At 64.6% G+C, this 25,464-nt stretch carries 23 protein-coding genes; 12 read left to right on the forward strand and 11 right to left on the reverse strand.

The window, feature by feature from the left end; translation table 11 throughout:
- The first annotated feature begins 140 nt into the window (after positions 1–140).
- From rfbB to rfbD, 4 genes are all read left to right on the forward strand, one after another.
- Positions 141–1,196, forward strand: coding sequence for a dTDP-glucose 4,6-dehydratase (rfbB, locus tag GGR73_RS18020; protein ID WP_102253397.1), 1,056 nt, complete (start codon positions 141–143; stop codon positions 1,194–1,196).
- A 62-nt stretch (positions 1,197–1,258) separates the two neighbouring features.
- Entirely contained in the window at positions 1,259–2,146 is an 888-nt protein-coding gene (gene rfbA / locus GGR73_RS18025) for a glucose-1-phosphate thymidylyltransferase RfbA (protein ID WP_005991848.1), read from the forward strand.
- The gene (rfbC, locus tag GGR73_RS18030; protein WP_039525371.1) at positions 2,143–2,700 is read left to right on the forward strand and encodes a dTDP-4-dehydrorhamnose 3,5-epimerase; all 558 of its coding nucleotides are present in this window, start codon (positions 2,143–2,145) and stop codon (positions 2,698–2,700) included. Before rfbA ends, rfbC begins: the two co-directional genes overlap by 4 nt.
- On the forward strand, positions 2,697–3,605 hold the full coding sequence (gene rfbD, locus GGR73_RS18035; protein WP_039814617.1) for a dTDP-4-dehydrorhamnose reductase: 909 nt from the start codon (positions 2,697–2,699) through the stop codon (positions 3,603–3,605). The genes rfbC and rfbD overlap by 4 nt, the downstream gene beginning before the upstream one ends.
- Positions 3,606–3,720: 115 nt before the next feature.
- Here the strand turns inward: rfbD and GGR73_RS18040 are convergent, their stop codons facing one another.
- The gene (locus tag GGR73_RS18040; protein ID WP_024938345.1) at positions 3,721–5,124 is read right to left on the reverse strand and encodes a mannose-1-phosphate guanylyltransferase/mannose-6-phosphate isomerase; all 1,404 of its coding nucleotides are present in this window, start codon (positions 5,122–5,124) and stop codon (positions 3,721–3,723) included.
- Between the two features lie 45 nt (positions 5,125–5,169).
- Positions 5,170–6,516 carry a phosphohexomutase domain-containing protein gene (locus GGR73_RS18045; RefSeq protein WP_024938344.1) on the reverse strand — a complete coding sequence of 449 codons (1,347 nt, stop codon included), beginning with the start codon at positions 6,514–6,516 and terminating at the stop codon, positions 5,170–5,172.
- Positions 6,517–6,657: 141 nt separating this feature from the next.
- Here GGR73_RS18045 and GGR73_RS18050 point away from each other — a divergent pair, with 141 nt between their 5' ends.
- Positions 6,658–7,389 (forward strand): CoA transferase subunit A, encoded by a 732-nt coding sequence (locus GGR73_RS18050; protein ID WP_184458180.1) that lies wholly within the window; start codon positions 6,658–6,660, stop codon positions 7,387–7,389.
- Positions 7,389–8,027 (forward strand): CoA transferase subunit B, encoded by a 639-nt coding sequence (locus tag GGR73_RS18055; RefSeq protein WP_102580555.1) that lies wholly within the window; start codon positions 7,389–7,391, stop codon positions 8,025–8,027. The genes GGR73_RS18050 and GGR73_RS18055 overlap by 1 nt, the downstream gene beginning before the upstream one ends.
- A gap of 23 nt (positions 8,028–8,050) precedes the next feature.
- Here GGR73_RS18055 and GGR73_RS18060 read toward each other — a convergent pair whose 3' ends face one another.
- Entirely contained in the window at positions 8,051–10,786 is a 2,736-nt protein-coding gene (locus tag GGR73_RS18060) for a rhamnan synthesis F family protein (RefSeq protein WP_456363003.1), read from the reverse strand.
- Between the two features lie 109 nt (positions 10,787–10,895).
- Positions 10,896–12,545: an electron transfer flavoprotein-ubiquinone oxidoreductase gene (locus GGR73_RS18065; RefSeq protein ID WP_154832653.1), complete on the reverse strand. Its 1,650-nt coding sequence runs from the start codon at positions 12,543–12,545 to the stop codon at positions 10,896–10,898.
- Between the two features lie 127 nt (positions 12,546–12,672).
- On the opposite strand from GGR73_RS18065, the gene GGR73_RS18070 reads away from it, so the two are divergent.
- Positions 12,673–13,272 (forward strand): alpha-ketoglutarate-dependent dioxygenase AlkB family protein, encoded by a 600-nt coding sequence (locus GGR73_RS18070; RefSeq protein WP_184458182.1) that lies wholly within the window; start codon positions 12,673–12,675, stop codon positions 13,270–13,272.
- A 467-nt stretch (positions 13,273–13,739) separates the two neighbouring features.
- On the opposite strand, the gene GGR73_RS18075 is transcribed toward GGR73_RS18070, so the two are convergent.
- The 4 genes from GGR73_RS18075 to GGR73_RS18090 form a co-directional block, all read right to left on the reverse strand.
- Positions 13,740–14,384, reverse strand: a complete 645-nt coding sequence (locus tag GGR73_RS18075) for an ABC-type transport auxiliary lipoprotein family protein (protein ID WP_184458184.1) — start codon at positions 14,382–14,384, stop codon at positions 13,740–13,742.
- Positions 14,381–15,307: an MlaD family protein gene (locus GGR73_RS18080; protein WP_011035876.1), complete on the reverse strand. Its 927-nt coding sequence runs from the start codon at positions 15,305–15,307 to the stop codon at positions 14,381–14,383. The genes GGR73_RS18075 and GGR73_RS18080 overlap by 4 nt, the downstream gene beginning before the upstream one ends.
- 2 nt (positions 15,308–15,309) lie before the next feature.
- On the reverse strand, positions 15,310–16,152 hold the full coding sequence (locus GGR73_RS18085) for an ABC transporter ATP-binding protein (protein ID WP_054592900.1): 843 nt from the start codon (positions 16,150–16,152) through the stop codon (positions 15,310–15,312).
- Positions 16,153–16,237: 85 nt separating this feature from the next.
- Entirely contained in the window at positions 16,238–17,467 is a 1,230-nt protein-coding gene (locus GGR73_RS18090) for an MlaE family ABC transporter permease (RefSeq protein ID WP_372358572.1), read from the reverse strand.
- Positions 17,468–17,516: 49 nt separating this feature from the next.
- Here GGR73_RS18090 and GGR73_RS18095 point away from each other — a divergent pair, with 49 nt between their 5' ends.
- Positions 17,517–18,776 (forward strand): threonine/serine exporter family protein, encoded by a 1,260-nt coding sequence (locus GGR73_RS18095; RefSeq protein ID WP_024938335.1) that lies wholly within the window; start codon positions 17,517–17,519, stop codon positions 18,774–18,776.
- 60 nt (positions 18,777–18,836) lie between these two features.
- On the opposite strand, the gene GGR73_RS18100 is transcribed toward GGR73_RS18095, so the two are convergent.
- The 3 genes from GGR73_RS18100 to GGR73_RS18110 form a co-directional block, all read right to left on the reverse strand.
- The gene (locus GGR73_RS18100) at positions 18,837–19,289 is read right to left on the reverse strand and encodes an H-NS histone family protein (RefSeq protein ID WP_102251252.1); all 453 of its coding nucleotides are present in this window, start codon (positions 19,287–19,289) and stop codon (positions 18,837–18,839) included.
- Positions 19,290–19,433: 144 nt separating this feature from the next.
- Positions 19,434–21,128: a proline--tRNA ligase gene (locus tag GGR73_RS18105; protein ID WP_184458186.1), complete on the reverse strand. Its 1,695-nt coding sequence runs from the start codon at positions 21,126–21,128 to the stop codon at positions 19,434–19,436.
- A gap of 114 nt (positions 21,129–21,242) precedes the next feature.
- Positions 21,243–21,644, reverse strand: a complete 402-nt coding sequence (locus tag GGR73_RS18110; RefSeq protein ID WP_104626241.1) for a DUF4124 domain-containing protein — start codon at positions 21,642–21,644, stop codon at positions 21,243–21,245.
- 120 nt (positions 21,645–21,764) lie between these two features.
- Here GGR73_RS18110 and pssA point away from each other — a divergent pair, with 120 nt between their 5' ends.
- The 4 genes from pssA to GGR73_RS18130 all read left to right on the forward strand — a co-directional run bounded on the left by pssA (position 21,765) and on the right by GGR73_RS18130 (position 25,417).
- Positions 21,765–22,538 (forward strand): CDP-diacylglycerol--serine O-phosphatidyltransferase, encoded by a 774-nt coding sequence (pssA, locus tag GGR73_RS18115; protein ID WP_016902892.1) that lies wholly within the window; start codon positions 21,765–21,767, stop codon positions 22,536–22,538.
- Complete coding sequence (locus tag GGR73_RS18120; protein WP_184458188.1) at positions 22,535–23,005, forward strand: alanine acetyltransferase; 471 nt, start codon at positions 22,535–22,537, stop codon at positions 23,003–23,005. Before pssA ends, GGR73_RS18120 begins: the two co-directional genes overlap by 4 nt.
- The gene (rimI, locus tag GGR73_RS18125; RefSeq protein WP_024939133.1) at positions 23,002–23,484 is read left to right on the forward strand and encodes a ribosomal protein S18-alanine N-acetyltransferase; all 483 of its coding nucleotides are present in this window, start codon (positions 23,002–23,004) and stop codon (positions 23,482–23,484) included. Before GGR73_RS18120 ends, rimI begins: the two co-directional genes overlap by 4 nt.
- A 799-nt stretch (positions 23,485–24,283) precedes the next feature.
- Positions 24,284–25,417, forward strand: a complete 1,134-nt coding sequence (locus tag GGR73_RS18130) for a pectate lyase (protein ID WP_024939132.1) — start codon at positions 24,284–24,286, stop codon at positions 25,415–25,417.
- The last annotated feature ends 47 nt before the right edge of the window (positions 25,418–25,464 follow it).

Consider the following 25,464-nt stretch of genomic DNA (forward strand, 5'->3'; position numbering starts at 1 on the left):
ATGCGATGGCGTATGGATGCTGCGGCGCAACAGTTCCGCGTAGTGTTTGGGCAATGCTTAGGCCCGGTATTGCCCGGACCGTATATCCTGTGTGGTTTGAAAATGCGGCGCCGCGCGCGCGCGACCAGGAGGGGTAGACAGTGGCGACTTGGCTAGTGACCGGCGGGGCCGGTTTTATCGGCGGAAATTTTGTTCTTGAGGCAGTCGCGCGCGGCATCCGCGTGATCAATCTCGACGCGCTCACCTATGCGGGAAACCTGAACACGCTGGCGTCGCTGGAAGGCAATGCCGACCACGTCTTCGTCAAGGGCGACATCGGCGACGGCGCGCTCGTGACCCGTCTGCTGCAGGAACATCAGCCGGACGCAGTGTTGAACTTCGCCGCCGAAAGCCATGTGGATCGCTCGATCGAAGGCCCTGGCGCGTTCATCCAGACCAACGTGGTCGGCACCCTGGCCTTGCTCGAGGCCGTGCGCGACTACTGGAAGGCGCTGCCGGATGCGCGTCGCGAGGCCTTCCGGTTCCTGCATGTGTCCACCGACGAGGTCTATGGCACGCTGGGCGAGACCGGCAAGTTCACCGAGACTACGCCGTATGCGCCCAATTCTCCGTATTCGGCTTCCAAGGCGGCCTCGGATCACCTGGTACGCGCGTTCCACCACACCTACGGGCTGCCGGTGTTGACCACCAACTGCTCGAACAATTACGGCCCATACCATTTCCCGGAAAAGCTCATTCCGCTGGTGATCGCCAAGGCGCTGGCCGGCGAGGCGTTGCCGGTGTACGGCGATGGCAAGCAGGTGCGCGACTGGTTGTTCGTCAGCGACCACTGCGAGGCAATCCGCACCGTGCTGGCCAAGGGCAAGGTCGGCGAGACCTACAACGTGGGCGGTAACTCCGAGCGCCAGAACATCGAGGTCGTGCAGGCGATCTGTGCGCTGCTGGATCAGCACCGCCCGCGTGAGGATGGCAAGCCGCGCGCGAGCCAGATCACCTATGTCACCGATCGCCCCGGACACGATCGTCGCTACGCGATCGATGCCTCCAAGTTGAAGAGCGAGCTGGGTTGGGAGCCGGCGTATACCTTCGAGCAAGGCATCGCGCAGACGGTGGAGTGGTACCTGACCAACCAGACCTGGGTGCAGGGCGTGCTGGATGGCAGCTATCGGCTGGAACGGATCGGCGCCGCGGCCTAACGCGAGCCCTTAGCAAGAGCCCGCGCATGCAAGCGTGTGCGGGCCTCAACAGGACATCCCTGATGACACAACGTAAAGGCATCATTCTGGCGGGCGGCTCCGGCACGCGCCTGTACCCGATCACCAAGGGCGTCAGCAAGCAGCTGTTGCCGGTGTACGACAAGCCGATGATCTACTACCCGCTGAGCGTGCTGATGCTCGCGGGTATCCGCGACATCCTGATCATCAACACGCCGCACGAGCAGGCGCTGTTCCAGTCGCTGCTGGGCGACGGTTCCCAGTGGGGCGTCAATATCCAGTATGCCGTGCAGCCCAGCCCTGACGGCCTGGCGCAGGCCTATCTGATCGGTCGCGAGTTCGTCGACGGCAAGCCGAGTTGCCTGGTGTTGGGCGACAATATCTTCCATGGGCATGGTCTGACCGATACCTTGCGCCGCGCCGATGCGCGTGAGCAGGGTGCAACCGTCTTCGGTTACTGGGTCAACGACCCGGAGCGCTATGGCGTTGCCGAATTCGATCAACAAGGCAAGGTCATCGACATTGCCGAAAAGCCGGAAAAGCCCCGTTCCAACTACGCGGTCACCGGCTTGTATTTCTATGACGGCAAGGCCAGCGACTACGCGGCTGCATTGAAGCCCTCGCCGCGCGGCGAGCTGGAGATCACCGATCTCAATCGCTGCTATCTCGATGCCGGCGACCTGCACCTGGAGCCGCTGGGCCGCGGATATGCATGGCTGGATACCGGCACGCATCAGTCATTGCACGAAGCGGCCAATTTCATCGAGACCATCCAGATGCGTCAGGGCCTGCAGGTGTGCTGCCCGGAAGAAATCGCATTTGGTCAAGGCTGGATCGATGCCGAGCAGCTGGAGCGCCTGGCGGCGCCGTTGTTGAAGAACGACTACGGCAAGTATTTGACTGCATTGGCCAAGCGTGGGGTCGTCCATTGAACGTGATCGAAACGACATTGCCCGGCTGCGTCGTCATCGAGCCTGCGGTCTTCGGCGATGCGCGCGGTTATTTCTTCGAAACATGGAATGCAGAGCGCTTCGGACAGCATGGCCTGCCGACAAGCTTTGTACAAAGCAACGTCTCCACGTCCGCCAGGGGCGTGCTGCGCGGTCTGCATTACCAGTGGCCCCGGCCACAGGGCAAGCTGGTGAGCGTGCTCGAAGGCGAGGTGTATGACGTCGCGGTGGATATCCGCGCCGGGTCTCCCCACTTCGGGCGTTGGACCGCCGTTTTACTGAGCGCAGAAAACCGACGCCAGGTCTGGATACCTGAAGGCTTTGCACATGGGTTTGCCGTGCTTTCAGAGAAAGCATTATTCAGCTATCTGTGCACCGACGTTTACGTCAAGGAAGCAGATGCAGGCGTGCGTTGGAACGATGCGGCGATCGGGATCGATTGGCCGATCAGCGATCCAGTGTTGTCCGCCAAGGATGCCAAAGCGCCGTTCCTTGATGAGGTGCCAGTCGATCGACTGCCGGTGTACATGCCGTGACCACGGTGTTGTTTGGTGCCAATGGGCAGGTCGGGACGGAACTGCTGCGCGCACTGGCAGCTGATGACGCAGTATGGCCAACGACGCGCAGCGGCCGGTTGGCCGATGGAAGTGCGTGCGAGACGGCGGATTTCGACGCGCCGGAAATGCTGGCCGCCTTGTTGGACCGGGTCGGCCCGTCGCGCGTGGTTAATGCGGCCGCCTACACCGCAGTGGATCGCGCCGAACATGAGCGAGATAGCGCCATGCGCGCAAATGCCATGTCGCCCGGCGTCATCGCGGCATGGTGTGCATCCAACAACGTACCGCTGGTGCACTACTCGACCGACTACGTCTTCGACGGTCAGGGCACCGCGCCGTATCCGGAGGATGCGCACACCTCGCCGCTGGGCGTGTATGGCGAGACCAAACTTGCTGGCGAGGAGGCGATCCGTGCTTCGGGCGCGCAGCATCTGATCCTGCGCACGGCATGGGTGTACGCCGCGCACGGCGCGAATTTCCTGCGCACCATGTTGCGTGTCGGTGCCGAGCGCGATGAGCTGCGGGTGGTGGCCGATCAGGTTGGAACACCGACACCCGCCGCCCTGATTGCCGATGTCACTGCGCAGTTGCTGCGCCAACGCACACCCGACACGTCGGGTACCTGGCACCTCACGGCGGCAGGGCAGACCAGCTGGCATGGTTTTGCCGAGGCGATCTTCCAGCAAGCTGTCAGCGCAGGCCTGTTGTCGCGCGCACCGCGCGTGGTGCCGATCACGACCGCCGACTATCCGACGCCCGCAAAGCGGCCGGCGTACTCGCGGCTATCGATCGACAAACTGCAGCGCGATTTCGATATCGTATTGCCGGACTGGCAGGTCGGCCTGCAGCGTGTAATTGCCGAAATCGCCGCTGCCAAAGAGTAAATCTGCAACTCTGGTCGTTGGCAATAGCTCCACCGATCAATGCGAGCCGCAAAAACAAACAGCCGGGAATCCCCGGCTGTTTGCTGATACGTCGGAAGGACCTGCAAGCGACCGATCAGGCGCGCCCGTAGGTGTCTTCGAAACGCACGATGTCGTCTTCGCCCAGGTAGCTGCCGGACTGCACTTCGATCAGCTCCAATGGCAACTTACCCGGATTGCGCAGGCGATGGGTCACGCCCAGTGGGATGTAGGTACTCTGGTTTTCGGTCAGCAGCAGCACCTCGTCGCCACGGGTGACTTCGGCGGTTCCGCTCACCACGATCCAGTGTTCGGCGCGATGGTGATGCATCTGCAGGCTCAGCACCGCACCGGGTTTGACGGTGATGCGCTTGACCTGGTGGCGCTGGCCCATGTCGATCGAATCGTAGGCGCCCCACGGCCGATAGACCTTGCGATGCCAGGTGGCCTCTGAACGGCCAGCCGTCTTGATCTGGCCGACCACGTCCTTGACCTCCTGGATGCGATCGCGATGACCGACCAGCACGGCGTCCGGCGTCTCGACGACGACGACGTCTTCCAGGCCGACCATGGCGATCAGGCGCGAGCCGTACGCATAGGTGTTCTTGCAGTCCAGCTGGATGACATCGCCGTGGTGCGCATTACCCTGGCCGTCCTGTTCGGAGACGTCCAGCAGCGACGACCACGAACCGACATCGTTCCAGCCGGCATCCAACGGCACCACCACTGCATCGGCAGTCTTTTCCATCACCGCATAGTCGATCGAATCCGACGGGCTGGAGGCGAACGCGTCCTTGTCCAGACGGGTGAAGTCGGCGTCGCGCTTGCCGCCTTCCCACGCCTTCTGGCACGCATCAGCGATGGCAGGCTGGAACTTGCGCAATTCTTCCAGATAGCGCGAGGCACGGAACAGGAACATGCCGCTGTTCCAGTAGTACTCGCCGCTGGCCAGATAGCCTTGCGCGGTGGCCAGGTCGGGCTTTTCGACGAAGCGCTCGACCGCGGTGGCGCCGGTGCCGGCACCGGCCTTGATGTAGCCGTAGCCGGTTTCGGGCGCGGTGGGCTTGATGCCGAAGGTGACCAGCTTGCCTTGCGCTGCGGCAGCTGCCGCAACTGTCACGGCAGCCTGGAAGGCGGCTTCGTCACGAATCACGTGGTCGGACGGCAGCACCAGCAACAGCGGATCGTCGCCATTGCGGGTGGCTTCCAGGGCGGCTACAGCAATCGCCGGGGCGGTGTTACGTCCCTTGGGCTCGAGCAGGATGGCAGACGGCTTGACACCCAACTGCTGCAACTGCTCGGCGGCCATGAAGCGGTGTTCCTCGTTGGCCACCACGATGGGGGCATGCGCCGCCACCGGAGCGGAACGCAGCCAGGTGGCCTGCAGCATGCTGTGCTCGCCGACCAGCGGCAGGAACTGCTTGGGATAGGATTCGCGCGACAACGGCCAAAGGCGCGTGCCGGAACCGCCGGACAGGATGATCGGAAGGACGTCGCTCATGAGCGGGGGAAACTCCAATGCGTCAAAGTGGGGGAAGATGTTAAATCAGCCGCGCAGCAGGTTGGAAATTTCCTGCGTACGCGTTTCCAGCAGGGCGGCGTCGCCGCGCGTTTCCACGTTCAGACGCAGCAGCGGCTCGGTGTTGGAGCTGCGCAGGTTGAAGCGCCATTGGCCGAAGTCGGCACTGATGCCGTCGGTATAGTCCAGCTCCGGCGACTGATCGCCGTAGTGATCCATTACGCGGGCAACCGCCGCCTTGGCGTCGTCCACCTTGAAGTTGATCTCGCCGCTGCAGGGGAATTTCTGCATGCGCGCCTCGACCAGATCCGCCAGCGAACGACCGGACTGCGACACCAGCTCGGCGATCAACAACCACGGGATCATGCCGGAGTCGGCGTAGGCGAACTCGCGGAAATAGTGGTGCGCGCTCATCTCGCCGCCATACACGGCGTTTTCGCTGCGCATCTTTTCCTTGATGAAGGCATGGCCGCTCTTGCACAGCACCGGGATGCCGCCGGCGTCCTCGACCATCTCGACGGTGTTCCAGGTCAGGCGCGGGTCGTGCACGACCTTGCCACCGGGCTGCTTGGCCAGGATCGCCTGGGCCAGCAGGCCGACCAGGTAATAACCTTCGATGAAGCGGCCGGTGTGATCAAAGAAGAAGCAGCGATCGAAGTCGCCGTCCCAGGCGATACCGAAGTCGGCGCCATGCTCCTTGACCGCCCTGGCGGTGGCGTCGCGGTTTTCCGGCAGCAGCGGGTTGGGGATGCCGTTGGGGAAGTTGCCATCGGGTTCGTGGAAGACGCGGATGAACTCGAACGGCAGCTGCGGAGCAAGCAGGTCGACGATCAGGCCGGCGCCGCCGTTGCCGGCGTTGACCACCAGCTTGAGCGGCTTGAGCGTGCTGCGGTCCACGTAGCTGAGCAGATGCTCAAGGTAGGCGGTCTTGTCGGTGCGGCTCTGCTCGCTTGCGGTTGGCTCGCCCGGTGCGGCGGTATCGGCAGCGACGGTGTCGCGGATCGCGAACAGGCCGGTGTCGGAGCTGATCGGTCGCGCCTGCTCGCGGACCAGCTTCATGCCGTTGTAGTCCATCGGGTTATGGCTGGCAGTGACCATCACGCCGCCGGCTGCCTTGAGGTAATCGGTCTGGAAATAGACCTCCTCGGTGCCGCACAGGCCGATGTCGATCACTTCGCGGCCGCTGGCGCGTAGGCCGGCGGAGAGCGCTTCCTGCAGGCCGGGACTGGCCAGGCGCACGTCGTGGCCCAAGACCACGGGCCCTTGCTCCAGCTGCGCCGCCAGTGCCACGCCGATGCGGCGCGCCAAGTCCTCGTTGAGTTCATCCGGCACGCGGCCGCGAATATCGTAGGCCTTGAAGGCGGGTAGCGTCATGGGCAATTCCTGGGATGTGGGATGGGGGAATTACGAGTTTAGCGGCTGTGCCGTGTCTTGGGTGTGGCGGAATTGCGATCGGGGACAGGGAACAGTCAGCGGCTAGAATGGCCGCTTCACATCAGCGAGGCGAGGGCGGTGATGAGCAATGGTGGACGTGGTGCAGCAAGCGGCAAACGCTATGCCGACGCCGGGGCGGCGCTGGATGGGGTGCTGGCCGATGGCCAGACCCTGGCGGTCGGCGGCTTCGGATTGTGCGGAATCCCGGAAGCGCTGATCGCGGCAGTGCGCGCGAGCGGGGTCAGCGGATTGACCGTGATCTCCAACAATGCGGGTGTCGACGGATTCGGGCTGGGTCAATTATTGGTCACCCGGCAGATCCGCAAGATGATTTCGTCCTACGTGGGCGAGAACAAGGAATTCGAGCGGCAGTACCTGGCCGGCGAACTGGAGCTGGAGTTCAACCCGCAAGGCACGCTGGCCGAGCGCCTGCGCGCGGGCGGTGCGGGAATTCCCGCGTTCTACACGGCAACCGGTTACGGCACCATCGTCGCCCAGGGCAAGGAAACCCGGCAATTCGACGGCAAGCAGTACGTAATGGAAACCGCGCTGCAGGCCGACGTCGCGCTGGTCAAGGCCTGGCGTGCGGATACGGCCGGCAATCTGGTGTTCCGCAAGACCGCGCGCAACTTCAACCCGGCCTGCGCCATGGCCGGTCGCGTCTGCGTCGCCGAGGTCGAGGAGATCGTGGAGGTGGGTGCGGTCGATCCGGACCAGGTGCATCTGCCCGGTATCTATGTCGACCGGCTGGTGCTCAACGCCACCCCGGAAAAACGCATCGAACAGCGCACCGTGCGCGAAGGACAGCACTGATGGCCTGGACCAGAGACCAGATGGCCGCACGTGCGGCGCGCGAGTTGACCGATGGTGCCTACGTCAACCTGGGCATCGGCCTGCCGACGCTGGTGGCCAACCACATTCCCGATGGCGTGGACGTATGGCTGCAATCGGAAAACGGCCTGCTCGGCATCGGCCCGTTTCCCAGCGAGGACGAGGTGGATGCGGACCTGATCAATGCCGGCAAGCAGACAGTCACCGCGCGTGCCGGCGCCAGTTATTTCGGTAGCCACGACTCGTTTGCGATGATCCGCGGCGGGCACATCGATCTGGCGATTCTCGGTGCGATGCAGGTGACCGAGCGCGGCGACCTGGCCAACTGGATGGTGCCCGGCAAGATGGTCAAGGGCATGGGCGGCGCGATGGACCTGGTGGCCGGCGTCAAGCGCGTTGTCGTGCTGATGGAACACGTCGCCAAGGACGGCAGCCACAAGATCCTACGCGAATGCGACCTGCCATTGACCGGCGTCGGCGTGGTCGATCGCATCATCACCGACCTGGCGGTATTCGACGTCACCGATCGCGGGCTGGTGCTGGTGGAGGCGGCCGAGGGAGTGGCGCTGGAGGAATTGCGCCAGAAGACCGGTGTGACAATTCTGACGCCTCAATCGTGAGGCAAGGCCGGACGGCCGTCAGGTCATCCGGCCCGCACCACGCCGCGTCCGGTGAAACGGTCGTCCAGTTGCAGATCCGCCAGCCACGGCGCCTGCCAGCGTCCGGAACCGATGCATTGCAGCGGGATCTGGACCGAGGGTCGGTCGAAGTCCAGCAGGTAGCTTTGGTCCTGCGCAACCTGGCAGACGTCTGCAATGAATGCCAACGCGCCTTCGTGCACCTGCGCGATCGTCGCCCATTGCGCTGTCGACAGTTCCGGATGGGCGTAGACCGCAGTCGGAACGTCGTTGCTGGCTGTGAAGCAGGAAAATTGCGGCGAAGGAGCGGTGAGCAGTGTTTCCAAGAGCAGATCGTGGCGCAGGATCGCTGACTGCTCCGGGTCGCTCTCGGTACGGCCATCGAAATAGCGGGCGGCTGCCCAGCTCTGCGCAGTAATCTTTGTGGCGCGCCCGTTCAATGCAAAATAAGCGCCACCCAGCGGCTGTCCGGTCAATCTTATGAGGTTGGCCTGGATGGTGCCGGAATAACCTATGTCGGCCACCATGGCGGTGCCGTCGCCTGCAATCGCTCTCCAGTAATGCAGGTAAGCCGTCCTTTCAGTTTCGGCGAGCGCCAGCAGTTCGTTGATCGCCGGCGCAATCAGTTCCAGCAGCTCGGCATGCATCTCCGGCAGGTAGACATCGCGTTGCATGACCGGGCGGCCCAGGCGACGTTCCAGAATATGTGCTGCAGCCTCTCCCAGGCGCGCCTGTACCAGGTTGCCCAGTGTTCCGGTGTAGGTGCTATCCAGCAGCAGTGCAAGATCATCCGGCGCATGCAGTGAAGGGGTTCCGGTTCCCCGCCGCGACGCCAGCAGATACTTGCCATGCAGCTGCTGCAGTGCAGGGGATGTCTGCCTCACCAGCTGGAACCCCTGCTCCAGCAGGTGGCCTTCCCGGCTCAGGAACAAGATCGTTTCGATATTGCGTTGCTTCGCCGTGCGGATCAGCCAGGCGAGATAATCGAAGATCAGCGGGCCGATCACCACATAGCCAAGACAGGCCGGTGAAAGAACCGGCACTGGCATCAACGTGTCCGGGTGCCGGTCGGCAAGATCGGCGAGCCGATTGGCCAGCAGGCCAAGCCACAACTGGTCCTGCCACCGGGTTGCCGCCCCCGAAGCGGCTCTCAGCGGGCGCAATGCAGGAATCACCTCCAGCAGTGCGGATGGCCGAAGCACATGCACCGGTGTCAACAGCTTGTGCATCTGTGGACGCTGGACATCTGCATGTTCGTTGTCGCCGACATGCAGCCACTGGGAGGCATCGATTTTCTCGAGGGCCGGCAGCTCCCTCCAGACATTGTCGGCATCCTTGCGCCAGCCCGTCTCGCAGGACACATACCAGGCAGCCGGCAGTGCGCTGACTTCTGGTGGCAGGACCTGCTGCAGCAATGCGCTATCCAGATACATGTCCGAAAGCGCAACCAGGCGGATGCCACGTTGCTTTAGTTGCGTCGCTGCTGCGATCACGCCCTGGCGTGGTCGCAGCAGCCGGGCTTCCAGGGCCACTTCCAGTGCCTGGAGGGCGCTGGTCGGAAGTCCCTTCGCATCGGGCAGGCCAGCCAGTGTGGCGTAGATGCTCGATAGATCGACATCGGCGCCACGTTGATGGCGCGCTTTTGACTCGGCAAGTTCGCGTAGTTCGAGAAAATTTCCGATCCCGAATTGGCGTGCTATCAGGTGGGCAAGAAAGGCGCGGGCGCCGGCCGGAAACAGGAACGGCCTCACTACCAAGGTGTCGAAGATATCCAGCGACACCAGTCGAGCCTGCAGGGACGACAGTGTCAATCGTGTGGCGATCGGCGTCTCGAGCGACGCCTGCCAGTTGCGTCCACCCTCGTCGCTGAGTGACAGCGTCCCGTCTTGCGGCAGGATGCCGATGCGATACCGCTGATGGCGCACCACAGCGACGAACAAGCGTTCCACTGCGTGGTGCAGGGTGCCGTCGATCTGCCCGTGCTCTTCGGGGAAGTCCTTGAGTTCCAGATTCAGTGCGTACAACGGCCGCAGTGCATCCACCTTCGCCCAGAACATCGATCCGGCAGGAAAATCGATGTACTCCGAGGGGCTGATGTCGAATCCAAGTCGCTGGGCAAGTGTGCGACAGACGCTGAAATTGCTGAGCCAGGTATGCGCCCACAGCAGCACCCGCTCGTAACTTTCGGGATAAAGCATGCCGAGCCGCGGCTCGGCCTGAAACATCCCCAGTTGCCAGGCGATACGCTCCGGGCTCCCCATCAGGGATGACACCAGGTAGCGACGCCACTCGCCTTGTTCGCTGCCGGTATACAGCGATTTTTTCGTATGCAGATGGCCGACAACATCCAATGCCAGGATCTGCTCGCGAAACGTCACCAAGAGCGGTGCGATGTCACGGCCGCGATTGGGCACGACGCGTATCTCGAGCTTCTCGACCTGCGGCAGCTTTGAAAAGCGCTCGCGCGCCTGAGCTGCGGCTGTGTCATCCATCACCGATACCAGCAGGTCATAACCCACCGGCATGTGCTGGAGCGACTGCGCGAATTCGTCGATCAGGTCGGGATAGAAGACGTGCAGCATCACGCCAATCTTGAGCTGCAGCTGCGACAGGGGAGCAGGCGCGGGGAATGGGTGTTGGTCAGGCAGGCGATGAACCGCCGGGCGTGCGCGCCCGGCTAGCTGTAACCGCCCCACCAAGCCACGAATTCCCAAGGCGCGTATCAGCTTGAGTGCCCGTATTGCGACTGCGGTTGTGCCAGAGAAACCGCCGCCATGGAGTTCTACCGAGCGACGCGCCGCAGCCATGAGTTTGGAAAGACTGCCGGTCACGCGGTACGCCACTGGCTACTCACAGATTCTGGTAGTTCGGGCCCGAACCACCCTCCGGGGTGACCCAGGTGATGATCTCGTACGGGTCCTTGATGTCGCAGGTCTTGCAGTGCACGCAGTTGGCGGCGTTGATCTGCAGGCGCTTGCCGGAGGGGCTACCGGTGTCTGCGACCATTTCGTAGACGTTGGCCGGGCAGAAGCGGGTGCAGGGGTTGTCGTACTCCTGTACGCAGCGGGTGGCGCAGACGTCGGTGTCGAGCACCTTCAGATGCACGGGCTGGTCTTCGTCGTGCTCGGTGGCAGCGAAGTAGACCGCCTGCAGGCGGTCGCGCGGGGCGAGCTCGCGCGTGCCGTAGTCGCGGTTGGGTTGCTCGTAGTCGCCGATCTTGTGCAATGCCGACCAGTCGGGTTTGTTCTTCAGCGTCCATGGCGAGGCGCCCTTGAGCGCGGTTTCCCAGGCGGCATTGAGCAGGCCGAACCACAGGCCCTTCTTGAAACCGGGCTTGATGTTGCGCACCTGCTTCAACTCGGCCATCGCATCGGACGCGCGCAGTTTCGCGTCGAAGCCCTGCGGCGCCAGCTGCGATTGCACCAGATGTTCGGCGGCCAGCATGCCGCTGCGGATCGCCTGATGGGTGCCCTTGATCTTGGGCACGTTGAGCAGGCCGGCGGTGTCGCCGATCAGCAGGGCACCGGGCATTTCCACCTTCGGCAGCGATTGCCAGCCGCCGGTGACGATGGCACGCGCGCCGGCCGAGAGGATGCTGCCGCCTTCCAGCAATGGCTTGATCAGCGCGTGGTTCTTCCATTGCTGGAAGGCTTCCCACGGCTGGTACTTCGGGTCGCTGTAGTCCAGTCCGCTCACATAACCGAGCGCGATCTGGTTGTTGTCCAGGTGATACAGGAAGCTGCCGCCGTAGGTGCGGTTGTCGGCCGGCCAGCCTAGCGTGTGCACGATCTTGCCGGGACTGACGCGCCCCTCCGGTACCTGCCACAGCTCCTTGATGCCGATCGAATAGCCCTGCGGGTCGGCATCGGCGGTGAGGTCGAAGCGTTTGAGCAGGCGCTTGGTCAGATGCCCGCGCGCGCCTTCGGCCAGTACGGTGACCTTGGCACGGATATCGATGCCGGCGGTGTAACCGGGCTTGTGCGAACCGTCCTTGGCCACGCCCATGTCGCCTATACGCACGCCGATGACCTGGCCGTTGTCGTCGTGCAGGGTTTCGGCGGCGGCAAAGCCGGGGTAGATCTCCACACCCAGCGCTTCGGCCTGCGGCGCCAGCCAGGCGCACATTGCGCCCAGGCTGACGATGAAATTGCCGTGGTTGCGCATGCCTGGCGGCACCACCGGGAACTTGCGCGCGCTGTCCTTGCCGAGAAACCAGAATTCGTCCTCGGTGGCAGCCACGCAGATCGGCGGCGGGTTGTCGCGCCAGCCCGGCAGCAAGGCATCCAGCGGGCCCGGCTCGATCACCGCGCCGGACAGGATATGCGCACCGATGGTGCTGGATTTTTCGATCACGCAGACGCTGATGGCCGGATCGAGCTGCTTGAGCCGGATCGCAAAGGCCAGCCCGGCCGGACCGGCGCCGACGGTGACGACGTCGTACTCCATCACGTCGCGCTCGACCGTCTCTGGCGCATTTGCGCCGACTCCTGCTTCCGACATTGCTCCGCTCCCGTTGGCTCGATGGCTGCCGCGCATTTTCCGGGATTCGATGTGACGGCGGCAAATCGGATCGATTCATCCGCGCCGCGCAGCCTCCACTCAGCGGGCGCGTGCTAGCGTTTGATGCATGAAGATTCGGGTGGCATTGCCGCAAGCGGAGATCGCCTGGTGTCGCGGCTGGTTGCCGCGCGCGCAGGCCGATGCGCTGCTGCAGGCGCTGCTGACGCAGGTGCAGTGGGAGGTACATCGCATCCGCATGTTCGGGCGCACGGTCGATTCGCCGCGTCTGAGCAGCTGGATGGGCGACCCGGACACCAGCTATCGCTACTCGGGCACGCAGTTCGCGTCGCAGCCGTGGCTGGAGGTATTGCAGCCTCTACGCACGCGCCTGCTGGCCGAGACCGGGGCGCCGTTCAACAGCGTGCTGGCCAACCGTTACCGCAGCGGCAACGATGCGATGGGCTGGCATAGCGACGACGAGCCGGAGTTGGGGGCGCGACCATTGATCGCCTCGGTAAGCCTGGGCGCGACGCGGCGCTTTGCATTCAAGCATCGTGACGATGCTGCGTTGAAGCAGACGCTGGAATTGGGGCACGGCGATCTGCTGCTGATGGCAGGCGAGACCCAGCGCCACTACAAGCATGCATTGCCGCGCACCGCAAAGCCCATCGGCGAGCGCATCAATCTGACCTTTCGCCAGATTGCGCCGCGCGTGTCCCCGCCATAAGAGCGGCTAACGAAGCGTAGCGAGCGCTTGGCTGGCAGTGAGTGCAGTGGTTTTGTTGTCCACATCTGGGGGGATGTAGTCAGCAGTGCGAGTCAAACGCTGAGTGGGTCGAGGGCGCGGTGCCCTCACCGCTCGCGGGACACGCCGTGAACCCGTCCCTGGGGGCTCGGTGGCGGCATCCATGCCGCCACACGGTCCCGCAATCGGTGAGGACACCGCACCAGACAGTTTGTTGGCTGCTTTGTTGAAAGCCATGCACACCGACCATCTTGACTGGTCCTTGCCCGCCCACCGTCGCGGGACCTTCTGCGGCATGGATGCCGCAGAAGAGCCTACATGGACGTACTTGCGGCGTGTCCCGCGACGGTGGGCGGGCAAGGGCCCTGCAGCCAGGCCGCAGATCAGCCGCCCCGCGGTAGACCGGCGTGAAGTGCTTTGTTAACCGCTCTAAGATCTGTCGCCTGCGCTTACAACGAACGCGGTAGGCTCTGGCTGTCCTGCTGGCCGGTGACCAAGGTCCAGCCGACCAGTTCGGTGGTGGCCTGCGTCATCGCCTGTTCGAATGCCGCTGCCACCGCAGCCGTGTCGGTGCCGCTGGACGGGCGTGCGATCAGGAAAGTGCGCGAGGCCACCACGCGCTGATCGGCGGCGTGCAGCAGTTTGGCATTGAGTTCGATGGTGGCCGAGGGCAGCGACTGGCCGGCGTAATCGGACTCGAAGCGGCGCAGGTCGATCGCCAGCTTGTAGTCGGAGCGGATGCCGGTGCCGATACGGGCGACGGCGGCGATCTTGCCGGAGTCCTCGAACGCGCGGACCACGCTGTCTTCCAGCATATCGGTGGCCGGCTGCGCCCAGCCTGCGCCGTGATAGACCTGCAACTCGCCCGGGGTCGGGCGTACGTTGATGCGCGGGCTGTCGATCACCCGCGCGGCGCTGGGCTTGGACACCGACAGCTGCCAGCTCACCTGCGGCCAGGACGGGTTCGGCGCAATCCGCACGTTAGGTGCGTAAATGGTGGCCGGTTTCTTGTCGCCGCCGGTCAACACCGAGCAGCCGCCCAGCGCCAGCAACGAGACGCACAACATGGGACGCAACAGGCGCATGGCAGTCATTTCGGTTCGAACTCCTTGGGTGCGTCGCGGCCGAGCAGGTAGCGCGCAGGGTTGTTGTCCAGTTTGTCGCTGACCCGGCGCAGGTCGCGGATCAGGCCGCGCAATTCGGTCAGCGTGGGCCCGAGCTGGCCCAGTCCGTCGTTGGCAAAACTATTGATGGCCGCGCGGTTCTCGCCAAGGATGTTGTCGGCGTTGCCGGCTGCCGAATCCAGCTTGACCAGGGTGGCGTCGAGCTTTTCCAGGATGCCCGGCAGCTGCTGCACCAGGTTCTGGTCCAGCCGCTTGATGGTGCCGTTGGTGGTGGTCAGGGTGGTGTCCAGATTGCGTGCGGCATCGCGCGCGCTGACGATCAGCGCCTGCATGCCTTCGTCGCGGTCGGCGATGCCACCACTGATCTTTTCCAGATTCTGCAAGGTGGCGGTGATGCTGGCCACGTTCTTGTCCGAGAGCATCTGGTCCATGCGCTCGACGATGCGGTTGGCGGTGTCGGTGATGTTCTGCAGCGCCGACGGCGTGGTCTGGATGATCGGCGCATCGCTCTTGTCGATGGTGGTCAGCGACGGGGCCTCGGGCGTGCCGCCGGAGAGCTGGATGATCGACGGGCCGGTCAGGCTGGTGATGGCCAGCTTGGCGCGGGTATCGCTCTTGATCGGCGTGGTGGAGTTCACCCGCACGTGCGCGACCACCTGGCGCGGGTCGTTCGGCGCCAGCGTCAGCTCGGTGATCGAGCCGACCGCGATGCCGTTGTATTGCACCGGGCTGCCGACCGACAGGCCGGTCACCGCCTCGCGGAACACCACCCGGTATTGCTGCCAGGTACGGTCGGAGGAGTATTTCGCGGCCCATAGCCCGAACAGCAGCAGGGCCAGGCCCGCCACGATGGTGAAGGCGCCGATCAGGACGTAATTGGCTTTGGTTTCCATGCTCAGGCGGTCTCGGTGGAGTCGGTCTTGGCCGCGCGCGCGGCGCGGGCGCGCGGACCGTGGAAATATTCCTGGATCCAGGGGTGGTCGATCTGCTCGACTTCGGCCAGCGGCGCGTTGGCGATCACCTTGCGATCGGCCAGCACCGCGATGCGGTCGCAGATGGCGTACAGCGTATCCAGGTCATGCGTGATCAGGAACACGGTCAGGCCCAGCGCCTGTTGCAGGGTGCGGATCAACCGGTCGAAGGCGGCCGCGCCGATCGGGTCCAGCCCGGCGGTGGGCTCGTCCAGAAACAGCAGCGGCGGATCCAGCGCCAGCGCCCGCGCCAGGCCGGCGCGCTTGCGCATGCCGCCGGACAATTGCGAGGGCAGCTTGTCCAGCGCATCGGCCGGCAGGCCGGCCAGCTTGATCTTCAGCAGCGCCAGCTCGAAATACCAGCGCTCGGGAAACTCGCCGTGATGTTCCTTCAGCGGGACCTGCACGTTTTCGCCGACGGTCATCGACGAGAACAGCGCGCCGTCCTGAAACAGCACCCCGGTATTGCGGGTGATGTGCTGGCGGTCGGCGAAACGGCCCGAGCGTGCGTCCGCACCCAACACCTGGATGCTGCCGGCGTCGGGCTCGCGCAGGCCCAGGATGCTGCGCATCAGCACCGACTTGCCGGTGCCCGAGCCGCCGACCACGCCCAGGATCTCGCCGCGACGCACGTCCAAGTCCAGATCCTCATGCACAACCTGGCTGCCGAAGCGATTGGTCAGCCCGCGCACCGAAATCGCCAGCTGGTCGTCGTCGGCGTCGGTCTCTGTGCCGGGATTGGGGATTTGGGATTCGGGATTGGTCACAGCACGGCTCTCCCACATGTCAGGGCGCCAGCTGCGCTTGTGCCTTGCACGAATCCCGAATCCCGAATGTCGAATCCCGGTCTCATCACCACCCCATCTTCATGAACCACAGCGCGGCGACCGCGTCGAGGATGATGACCAAGGAAATCGTCTGCACCACCGAGGAGGTGGTGCGTTCGCCAACCGACTGCGCGGTGCCGCTGACCTTCAGGCCTTCCAGGCAGCCGATCAGGCCGATCACCAGCGCAAACAGCGGCGCCTTGGATAGGCCGACCAGGAAATGCCGCAGCTGGATGGTGTCGTGCATGCGCGCCAGGTACATCTGCGGCGGGATATCCAGATCGAATGCGCCCACGGTGACGCCACCGGCCAGGCCGGCGATCATCGCGATGAAGGTCAGCAGCGGCAGGGTGAAGATCAGCGCAAGCAGGCGCGGAATCACCAGCAGGTCGATCGGGTCCAGGCCCAGGGTGCGGATCGCGTCCACTTCCTCGCGCGATTTCATCGCACCGATCTGCGCGGTAAACGCACTGGCGGTGCGCCCGGCCAGCACGATGGCGGTCAGCAGCACCGCGAATTCGCGCAGGAAGGCGATCGACACCAGCTCCACCACGTAAATCTCCGCGCCGAAGTCGCGCAGGATGGTCGAGCCCAGGAATGCGATCACCGCGCCGACCAGATACGACAGCAGCACCACCAGCGGCACCGCATCCAGGCCGACCTGCTCCATGTGGTGCACGGTGGAGGTCAGGCGGAAGCGCCGCGGCTCGTGGATCAGCCGCGCGATCTTGACCAGGTTCTCGCCCAGAAAGCTGTTCAGCTCCAGAATGCCCTGGCCGACGCCGTGGGTGGTGCGGCCCAGACGGTCCAGCGCGGCGACGAAGCCGTAGTCGCGTTTGGGCTTGGGGCGTTCGTCGTTGAGTTCCTCGATGGTGCACACCAGCGCCTGGTGCTCATCGCGGAAGTCGATCGCGTCTTCCTTCAGGCCCATGCGGCTGGCGAAGCGCAGCAGCTGCAGCACCCCGGCCGAGTCCAGTTGCCCGATGCCGCGCGCGTCGATGCGCCGGATCCCTTCGGGCACGGCCTGCAGCAGCTCGGCCTGGGGCAACGCGGTCGCCAGGACCCAACTGCCAGCAAGGCGGACCTGTGCGTGATCCTGCGAGTCTTGTTCGATGCGTGGAGGTTGCGCTTTGATCATGGGTGGCCTGTCCGTGGCGCCAGCATACCGCGCCCGGCGTGAGCGAATGATGGGGACGCTTCGCCGCTGCGGTCCCGGCACAGACAATCGGCGCGCCGGCCAGGTGCGCTGCGGCATACACTGACGGTCTCGCCAGACGGCGTTTCTCCGATCCGACCCGCCACGCATGTCCGCTGCCACCGTCGTCCAACCGTCCGCCAGCGCCACCTATGCCCAGCGCGTCGCCTTTGTTTCGGAAATCGCCGGACGCCTGCATTCCTACGGCACCACGGCGCAGCGCCTGGAGGCCGCCGTGGTCGGGCTGTCGCACAAGCTGGGCCTGGACTGCGAGCCCTGGTCCAATCCCACCGGGATCATTTTGAGCTTCAGCGACCCGACCAAGGCCATCGGCTCCAGCGACATCACCCGGGTGATCCGGCTGGCTCCGGGCGAGAACGACCTTTACAAGCTCAGCGTGGCCGATTACGTGGCCGACGGCGTGGCCAACGGGCGCATGAGCATCGCGCAGGGCCACACCGCGCTGCGGCGGCTGGACCGCGAGGTCGATCGGCGCGGCAAGACCATGCAGGTGCTGGCATTCGGGCTGGCCGCCGCCGGCGTGGCAGGGCTGTGGAAACTGCCCTGGCTGGACATCGCCACCGCCGGCGCGATCGGCATGTCGATCGGCCTGCTGACCCAATACACCGACAGGCGGCCGGCGACCAAGGAAGCCGGCGAGGCGCTGGCCGGCCTGCTGGCCGGGGTGGTGGCCGCCGTGGTGGCGTCGCTGGTCGGGCCACTGAACCTCAACACGGTGATCATCGCCTCGCTGGTGGTGCTGCTGCCCGGCATGTCGTTGACCAATGCCTTCAACGAACTGGCCAGCCAGCACTGGGTCTCGGGCACGGCGCGGCTGGCCGGTGCGGTGACCACGGTGCTCAAGCTCACCGTCGGTGCAGTGATCGCGGTGACGCTGACCCAGGTGCTCGGCCTGCATCCGCAGGTGGCCGCATTGCGCCCGCAGGCCGGCTGGGTGGAATGGGCCTCGCTGCTGGTGGCCGCTTATGCGTTTGCGGTGTTGTTCAAGGCCAATCGACGCGATTATTTATGGATCATGGCGGCGGCCATGTCCGGGTATGTCATCGCGCGTTATGCCGGGCACGCCTGGGGCGGTCCGGCCGGTGTCTTTGCATCGGCCATGGCATTGACCGCCGCCGGTAATCTGTTCGGGCGGGTGATACAAAAACCCGGGGCATTGATCCGTTTGCCCGGCATCATCATGCTGGTTCCGGGCAGTGTCAGCCTGCGCGGCTTTCTGACCCTGATACAGCAACAGGATGTCAGTGTGGGGCAGGCCGCGCTATTGGCGGTGACCAATATCGTGATGGCCTTGATGGCCGGATTGCTGTTCGGCAATCTGTTGATTCCGGCCCGCAAGAATTTATGACCGGCAGAAAAACGCGCAATAAAAAACGCCGGCACTGCCGGCGTTTTTTATTGGTAACAATCAAGCCGCCTTGGGCTTCTTGGTCGCGCGCTTGGTGGCGGCTTTGCGCGGCGCGGCCTTCTTGGCCGGGGTCTTCTTGGCGCTGACCTTGCTGATCAGAAAGTCTTCGACCTTCTTGCCGGCGGCGGTCAGTTCGGCCAGCCAGCGCGGCTGCTTGCCGCGGCCGGTCCAGGCTTCCTGGGGATTGGCGGGGTTGCGATATTTCGGCGCAACCTTGCCCAGCTTGCGGCCGGCGCGCGGACCCGGCTTGGCAGCGGCAGCCGAACGGCCCGCACCGGCGCTGGCGCCAAACAATTCTTCGATGGAATAACCCTGGGCTTTTGCCGCGCGGGTCAGCTGCGTGCGGACCTTGGCAATCGGGGCGCGCTTGGCAACCACGGTCTGCTGCTTTTTCGCGTTTTTGATCAGGGCACCCAATTGCTTGGCCGACAGGCCGCTAAGATCGATCGACATCACTACTCCGGAAGATGAGAGAGAAAAGAATGCCGGTCCGTGGCAGCGCTGGCCATCATAATGTCAGAAAACCCGGGTGACAAATGCGCCGAAATACTCCGGCGCATTGTGTTCATCTAATCGAAGTAGTTTCGGGTGATTTGATCAACGACCCAGGCGGGAGAATAATCCGGCCTTATCCAGGTTTTCTGCTGCTTCCGCAGTACGGGCACGATATTCAAAGGTACCGGCGGCCAATCCGCGTTCGGAGACCACCACCCGATGCGGAATGCCCAGCAGTTCCATATCGGCAAACATCGCACCCGGGCGCAGGCCGCGATCGTCCAGCGCCGCTTCAATGCCTGCGGCAAGCAATTCGTCCAGCAATGCCTGAGCGGCGGCAACCACCTGCGCATCCTGCTTGGGGTTGATGATGCAGACCACCACCTGCCACGGTGCCATCGGCGCGGGCCAGACGATGCCGGCATCGTCGTGATTCTGCTCGATCGCCGCAGCCACGATGCGCGATATGCCGATGCCGTAGCAGCCCATCTTCATCACTGCGGGCTTGCCGTTCTCGTCGATCACGGTGGCCTGCAATGCCTGCGCATACTGGCTGCCGAGCTGGAACACATGCCCCACCTCGATGCCGCGGGCCAGCCGCAGCTCGCCGCCGTCGGCCGCGCGTTCGCCGTCGATGACGTTGCGCACATCGGCAACGGTTTCCGGTTCCGGCAGATCGCGGCCCCAGTTGACGCCCACCAGGTGCGCGCCGGGCACATTGGCGCCGACCACGAAATCGGCCAGCGCCGCGACATCGCGATCTGCCACCACGCGCACCGGGCGGGCGGTATTGACCGGACCCAGAAAGCCCGGCTCGCAGCCGAGGTGGTCGCGGATTTCGGTTTCGTTGGCCAGGCGGTAACCAGCCAGGCCGGCGACCTTGCCAAGCTTGATCTCGTTGACGGCATGATCGCCGCGCACCAGCACCAGCACGAAGCCGGCTTCGGTCATCACCGCCACCGACTTGACCGTGCGCTGCAGCGCGATGCCCAGCAACTGGGCGACGTCTTCGCAGGTCTTCTGGGTGGGCGTTGCGACCTGGCGCATTGCCTCGCCAGCCGCAGCGCGCGGGGCGGGCAGGGCGGCGCTGGCGGTTTCCACGTTGGCGGCGTAATCGGAGCCGGTGGAGAACGCCAGCGAGTCCTCGCCGGAGGCGGCGATGACGTGGAATTCCTGCGAGGCGTCGCCGCCGATGGCGCCGGAGTCGGCCTGCACGGCGCGGAATTCCAGCCCCAACCGGGTGAAGATGCGGGTATAGGCCGCGCGCATGTTGTCGTATTCGCGCGCCATGTCGGCATCGGTGAGATGGAAGGAATAGGCATCCTTCATCAGGAATTCGCGCGCGCGCATCACCCCGAAGCGCGGGCGGATCTCATCGCGGAACTTGGTCTGGATCTGGTAGAAGTTCAGCGGCAGCTGCTTGTAGCTGTTGATCTCCTGGCGCGCGAATTCGGCTGCAGCCTCTTCGGCGGTCGGGCTGTAGCAGAACTCCTGCTCCTTGCGATCCTTGATCTTGAGCAACTGCCCGCCGAACTTCTCCCAGCGGCCGGTGGCGTCCCACAGCTCGCGCGGCTGGATGGTGGGGAACAGCACTTCCAACGCCCCGGCGCGGTTCATCTCCTCGCGCACGATGGCCTCGACCTTGCGCAGCACGCGCAGACCCAGTGGCGACCAGGTGTACAGCCCGGAGGCCAGCTTGCGGATCATGCCCGCGCGCAGCATCAGACGGTGGCTGACCAGCTCGGCGTCGGCCGGGGTTTCCTTGGTGGTGTGCAGGTGGAACTGGGAAAGACGCATCGGGCTTCGCTTGGGCGGAAAGCCCATAGTTTGCCAGTCTCGCGCCCTGCCGGTCAGGGGCACCGGCCGATCGGCCGGATGCCGGGACCGGCCTGTGGTCGGTCCCGGGCCGGCTCAGGTGGCCGGATTGCCGCTCGCTGCCGGCTTGCAATAGGCCTTGGCGGCCGCCTCGGCGAGATTGCGCTGCGCCGCGCGCGCGTCCGGGTCCAGCGGGGTGCCGGGCTTGCCGTCGGCGCCGGCGCCCATGGTGACCTCGCCCTTGCCGCTGAGCAGTTCCAGGTTGCGGCGTGCGGTCAGGCAGTCGGCCGATTCGGGCGTGGTGGTTTCCGGCGCGGCGATGGCGGCGGTGCCGCTGCGCGCATCGATCCGGCGCGCTTCGTAGCGCTGGCCGGCCGGTGGCGGGGTTTCGGTGTAGTGGGTGACGCCCCTGGCGTCCTTCCATTTATACAGATCGGTCGCGCCGGCGGCGGCGCTGGCCAGCATCAGCAGGGCGCAAAGCCCGGACGACAGGTGCATGTGGCTTCCCCTGGATGATTCCCGCGGCGATTGCAGCATCCGCGGCCCGCGCTGGCAAGTGACGCTGCAGGCGCACAGGCGCGCTACCGCCGGACGGACCTCAGGCCCTACACTTGCCGGATGGATGAGATGAGACCGCCCCCGCGCTCGCGCACGATTTACCTGCTGCCGAACCTGTTCACCACCGCCGGGCTGTTTTCCGGTTTCTACGCCATCATCGCCGCTGCCAATGGGCAATTCGTCCAGGCCGCCATGGCGGTGTTCGTGGCCGCGGTGATGGACGGGCTGGACGGCCGGGTCGCGCGCCTGACCAATACCAGCAGCGAATTCGGCGTGCAGTACGACTCGCTGGCCGACCTGGTCAGCTTCGGCATGGCCCCGGCGTTGGTGATGTACCACTGGTCACTGTCGGCATTGAAGTACGACAGCAACGTGATGGGTCGGGTCGGCTGGTCGGCCGCCTTTCTGTATGCGGCCTGCGCGGCGCTGCGGCTGGCGCGCTTCAATACGCAGGTCGGCGTGGTCGACAAGCGCTGGTTCATCGGCCTGGCCAGCCCGGCGGCCGCCGGCCTGATGATGTCCTTCGTCTGGGCCTTTGCCGACGATAGCCTGGGCTTCGACGGCGAGCAGCTGCGTTACCTGGCGCTGGCGGTCACCGTGGTGGCGGCCTTGCTGATGGTCAGCCGGATCCGGTTCTGGAGTTTCAAGGGCGGCGCGCGTGGTCCGCGCGCCGACCGTGTGCCGTTCCTGGCGCTGGCGATTGCCACGGTGGTGATCGCGTTGCTGGTGATCGATCTGGCCCGTTCGCTGCTGGTGATCGGCGTGCTGTATGCGCTGTCCGGTCCGGTGATGTGGCTGTGGCGGCGCTGGCGGCGCACGCCCGAGTTGCCATGAGTCAATTGGCCTCCGAGCCGATGTGGTCCGATCTGCAGGTGTCGTATCTGCAGGCGTTGGGGCACACCGTGTATCTGGACCGCGACGCCGTGGACGCGGCGGCACCTGACGAGACGAGCGAGCATGCGCCGGCGGCGGCTGCACCGTCACGCGTGGAGCGCGCGCCGTCGATGCCGCCACCCGCGGCACCGCCTGTTGTCCGGCGCAGCGCACCCGCTGCGCCGGCCGACGCGCCGTCTGCGGTCACGACTGCGCCATCGGCAGCGCCGCAGCGGCGCAGCCGGGTCGGCATGCCCGATCGCCTGCAGATGGCATTGCTGCGCGCCTCCGGCTGCAATCCAGGCGATCCGAATACCCAGGCCTTGATGGCATCCTGGCCGCTGGCCGAGTTGCGCGGCAACCCGGTGGCCAAGCGCGCGCTGTGGCCGCAACTGCGTGCGCTGCGGCGGCGTCGGGATCCGGCATGAGCGCCTTGAACGTGCCGCTGCCCACCTCGCTACGCGCCATGCGCGAGAGCGATCTGGATGTGGTGATGGAGATCGAACACCGCGCCTATCCGTTTCCGTGGACGCGCAGCATCTTTCGCGACTGCCTGCAGGCCGGCTATCCGGGCTGGGTGATGGAGCAGGGCGGGCAGGTCATTGGCTACGGGGTGATCAGCATCGCCGCCGACGAAGCGCACGTGCTCAATGTCTGCATCGCACCGGAGGCGCAATCCCAGGGGCATGGCCGGGTGCTGTTGCGCGCGCTGATCAAGGGCGCCTGCGATCGCGGCGCGCGGCGGGCGTTTCTGGAAGTGCGCCCGTCCAACCCGTCGGCGATTGCGCTGTATCACTCCGAAGGCTTCAATGAAATCGGGCGGCGCCCACGCTACTACCCCTCCAACACCGGCCGCGAAGATGCGTTGGTGATGGCGATCGAGTTGTCCTTCGAAGGGTTTTCCTGAGCGGCATCGGCGGTTGCTGATGGGAGCGTTCGCGCACGTCCGGCTGGCACTGTCAGCCACTCACCTGACAGGCGCCGCGCGTTTGCCTTGGTCAGGGACCTGACGACCCGCAGATATTCCGCCCGGCGCTTGCGTCGCGGGCGAACAATTGCGCCGGTACTGCGCTGCCTCACGGCAGCTGCGGCTTCGTCGTTACAGCAGACGATCGGGTAAACAGGCAATCGCCGATGCCGTGAGCAACGCCCTTGCGCGTCACTGCAATCGATCGCAGCAAGGCGCACATCGTTCCTGACGCACCGCGTGCGTCGGCTGCTCGCGCGCCGCCATCTGGCATGACACGCTCGCACACATCATGGTGATTCTTTCGCCATCTTGCATTTCTCTTTTCGGTGACGTGACCGGTTGCGTCCTCGCATGCGAGATGCCGCTCGAAGGCGCTAGAGCGCATTGCGGCCGCTGTGCGCGTCAAAAAAACATGCAGGTCTGTGAGCGTGGTGGCACACCGTGCTGGACCCGCGCCCGTCTGTACTGCGCTGCAGATCATGCTGCACTGCAGTGTCCTCGCGACTGTCTCCACGTGTCTTGATTACAGCGTTTTGTCTTCTCTTGCGTGTCCCGCAACCGTTTGCGTGACTGCGCGTGCACATCGATGCATCGGCTAGATACAAGCCATTGCGATGCTCCTAGTATCGGCGTCGCGGAACTGAACATTACAGAGATGAAAAGTATGTTCCGCGCCTGCTAGACGAGGGGTGTGCCGCCGCGCGGCGCATCGAACCCATTCGAGGGAGACATCAAGATGAAGCCGAAATTTTCAACGGCGGCCGCCGCGTCGCTGTTTGTCGGGTCGTTGCTGGTCGTTGGCGTTGCCTGCGCCGATCCTGCACTGGAAGTTGCAACCACTGGTTGGGCAACCCAGAACGGGGGAACCAAGGGCGGCTCCAAGGCGGCCGCTGCCAACATCTACACGGTCAAGACTGCCGCCGAGCTGAAGAGCGCGCTGAAAGCCAGCGTGGGCAGCAACGGGCGCATCATCAAGATCAGCGGCATCATCGATGTCAGCGAGGGCAAGCCGTACACCACGACCTCGGATATGAAGAGCCGCGCGCGGCTGGACATCCCGACCAAGACCACGCTGATCGGCATCACCAGCAACGCGGAAATTCGCGAAGGCTATTTCTACGTCAAGGCCAACGACGTCATCATCCGCAACATCACCATCGAAAATCCATGGGATCCGGAGCCGGTCTGGGACCCGGATGACGGCAGTGCCGGCAACTGGAATTCCGAGTACGACGGCCTCACGGTCGAGGGTGCGACCAATGTGTGGGTGGACCATGTCACCTTCACCGACGGTCGCCGCACCGACGATCAGAACGGCACCGCCAACGGGCGCCCCAAGCAGCATCACGACGGTGCGATGGACGTCAAGAAGGGCGCCAACTTCGTCACCATTTCCTACTCGGCGTTCAAGTCGCACGAGAAGAACGACCTGATCGGCTCCAGCGACAGCGCCTCCAGCACCGACAGCGGCAAGCTCAAGGTGACCATCCACAACACCTTGTTCGAGAACATTTCCGCACGCGCGCCGCGGGTGCGCTTCGGCCAGGTGCACCTGTACAACAACTACCACGTCGGCAGCACCAGCAATAAGGTCTACCCGTTCTCGCACGCGCACGGCGTGGGCAAGGAGTCCAAGATCTTCTCCGAGCGCAACGTGTTCGACATCAGTGGGGTGAGCAGCTGCGACAAGATTGCGGCCGATTACGGCGGCAGCGTGTACCGCGACCAGGGCTCACTGCTCAACGGCAAGGCACTGACCTGCTCGTGGAATAGCAACATCGGTTGGACCCCGCCGTACACCTATAGCCTGCTGTCGGCCGACAAGGTCGCTGCGGACGTCAAGGCAAAAGCCGGCGCAGGCAAGCTGTAAGGCGTCTGCCACATGCAACGCATGCAGCGTTGCATCTGTTTCCGCAA

The sequence above is a fragment of the Xanthomonas sp. F14 genome (genome assembly GCF_014199865.1).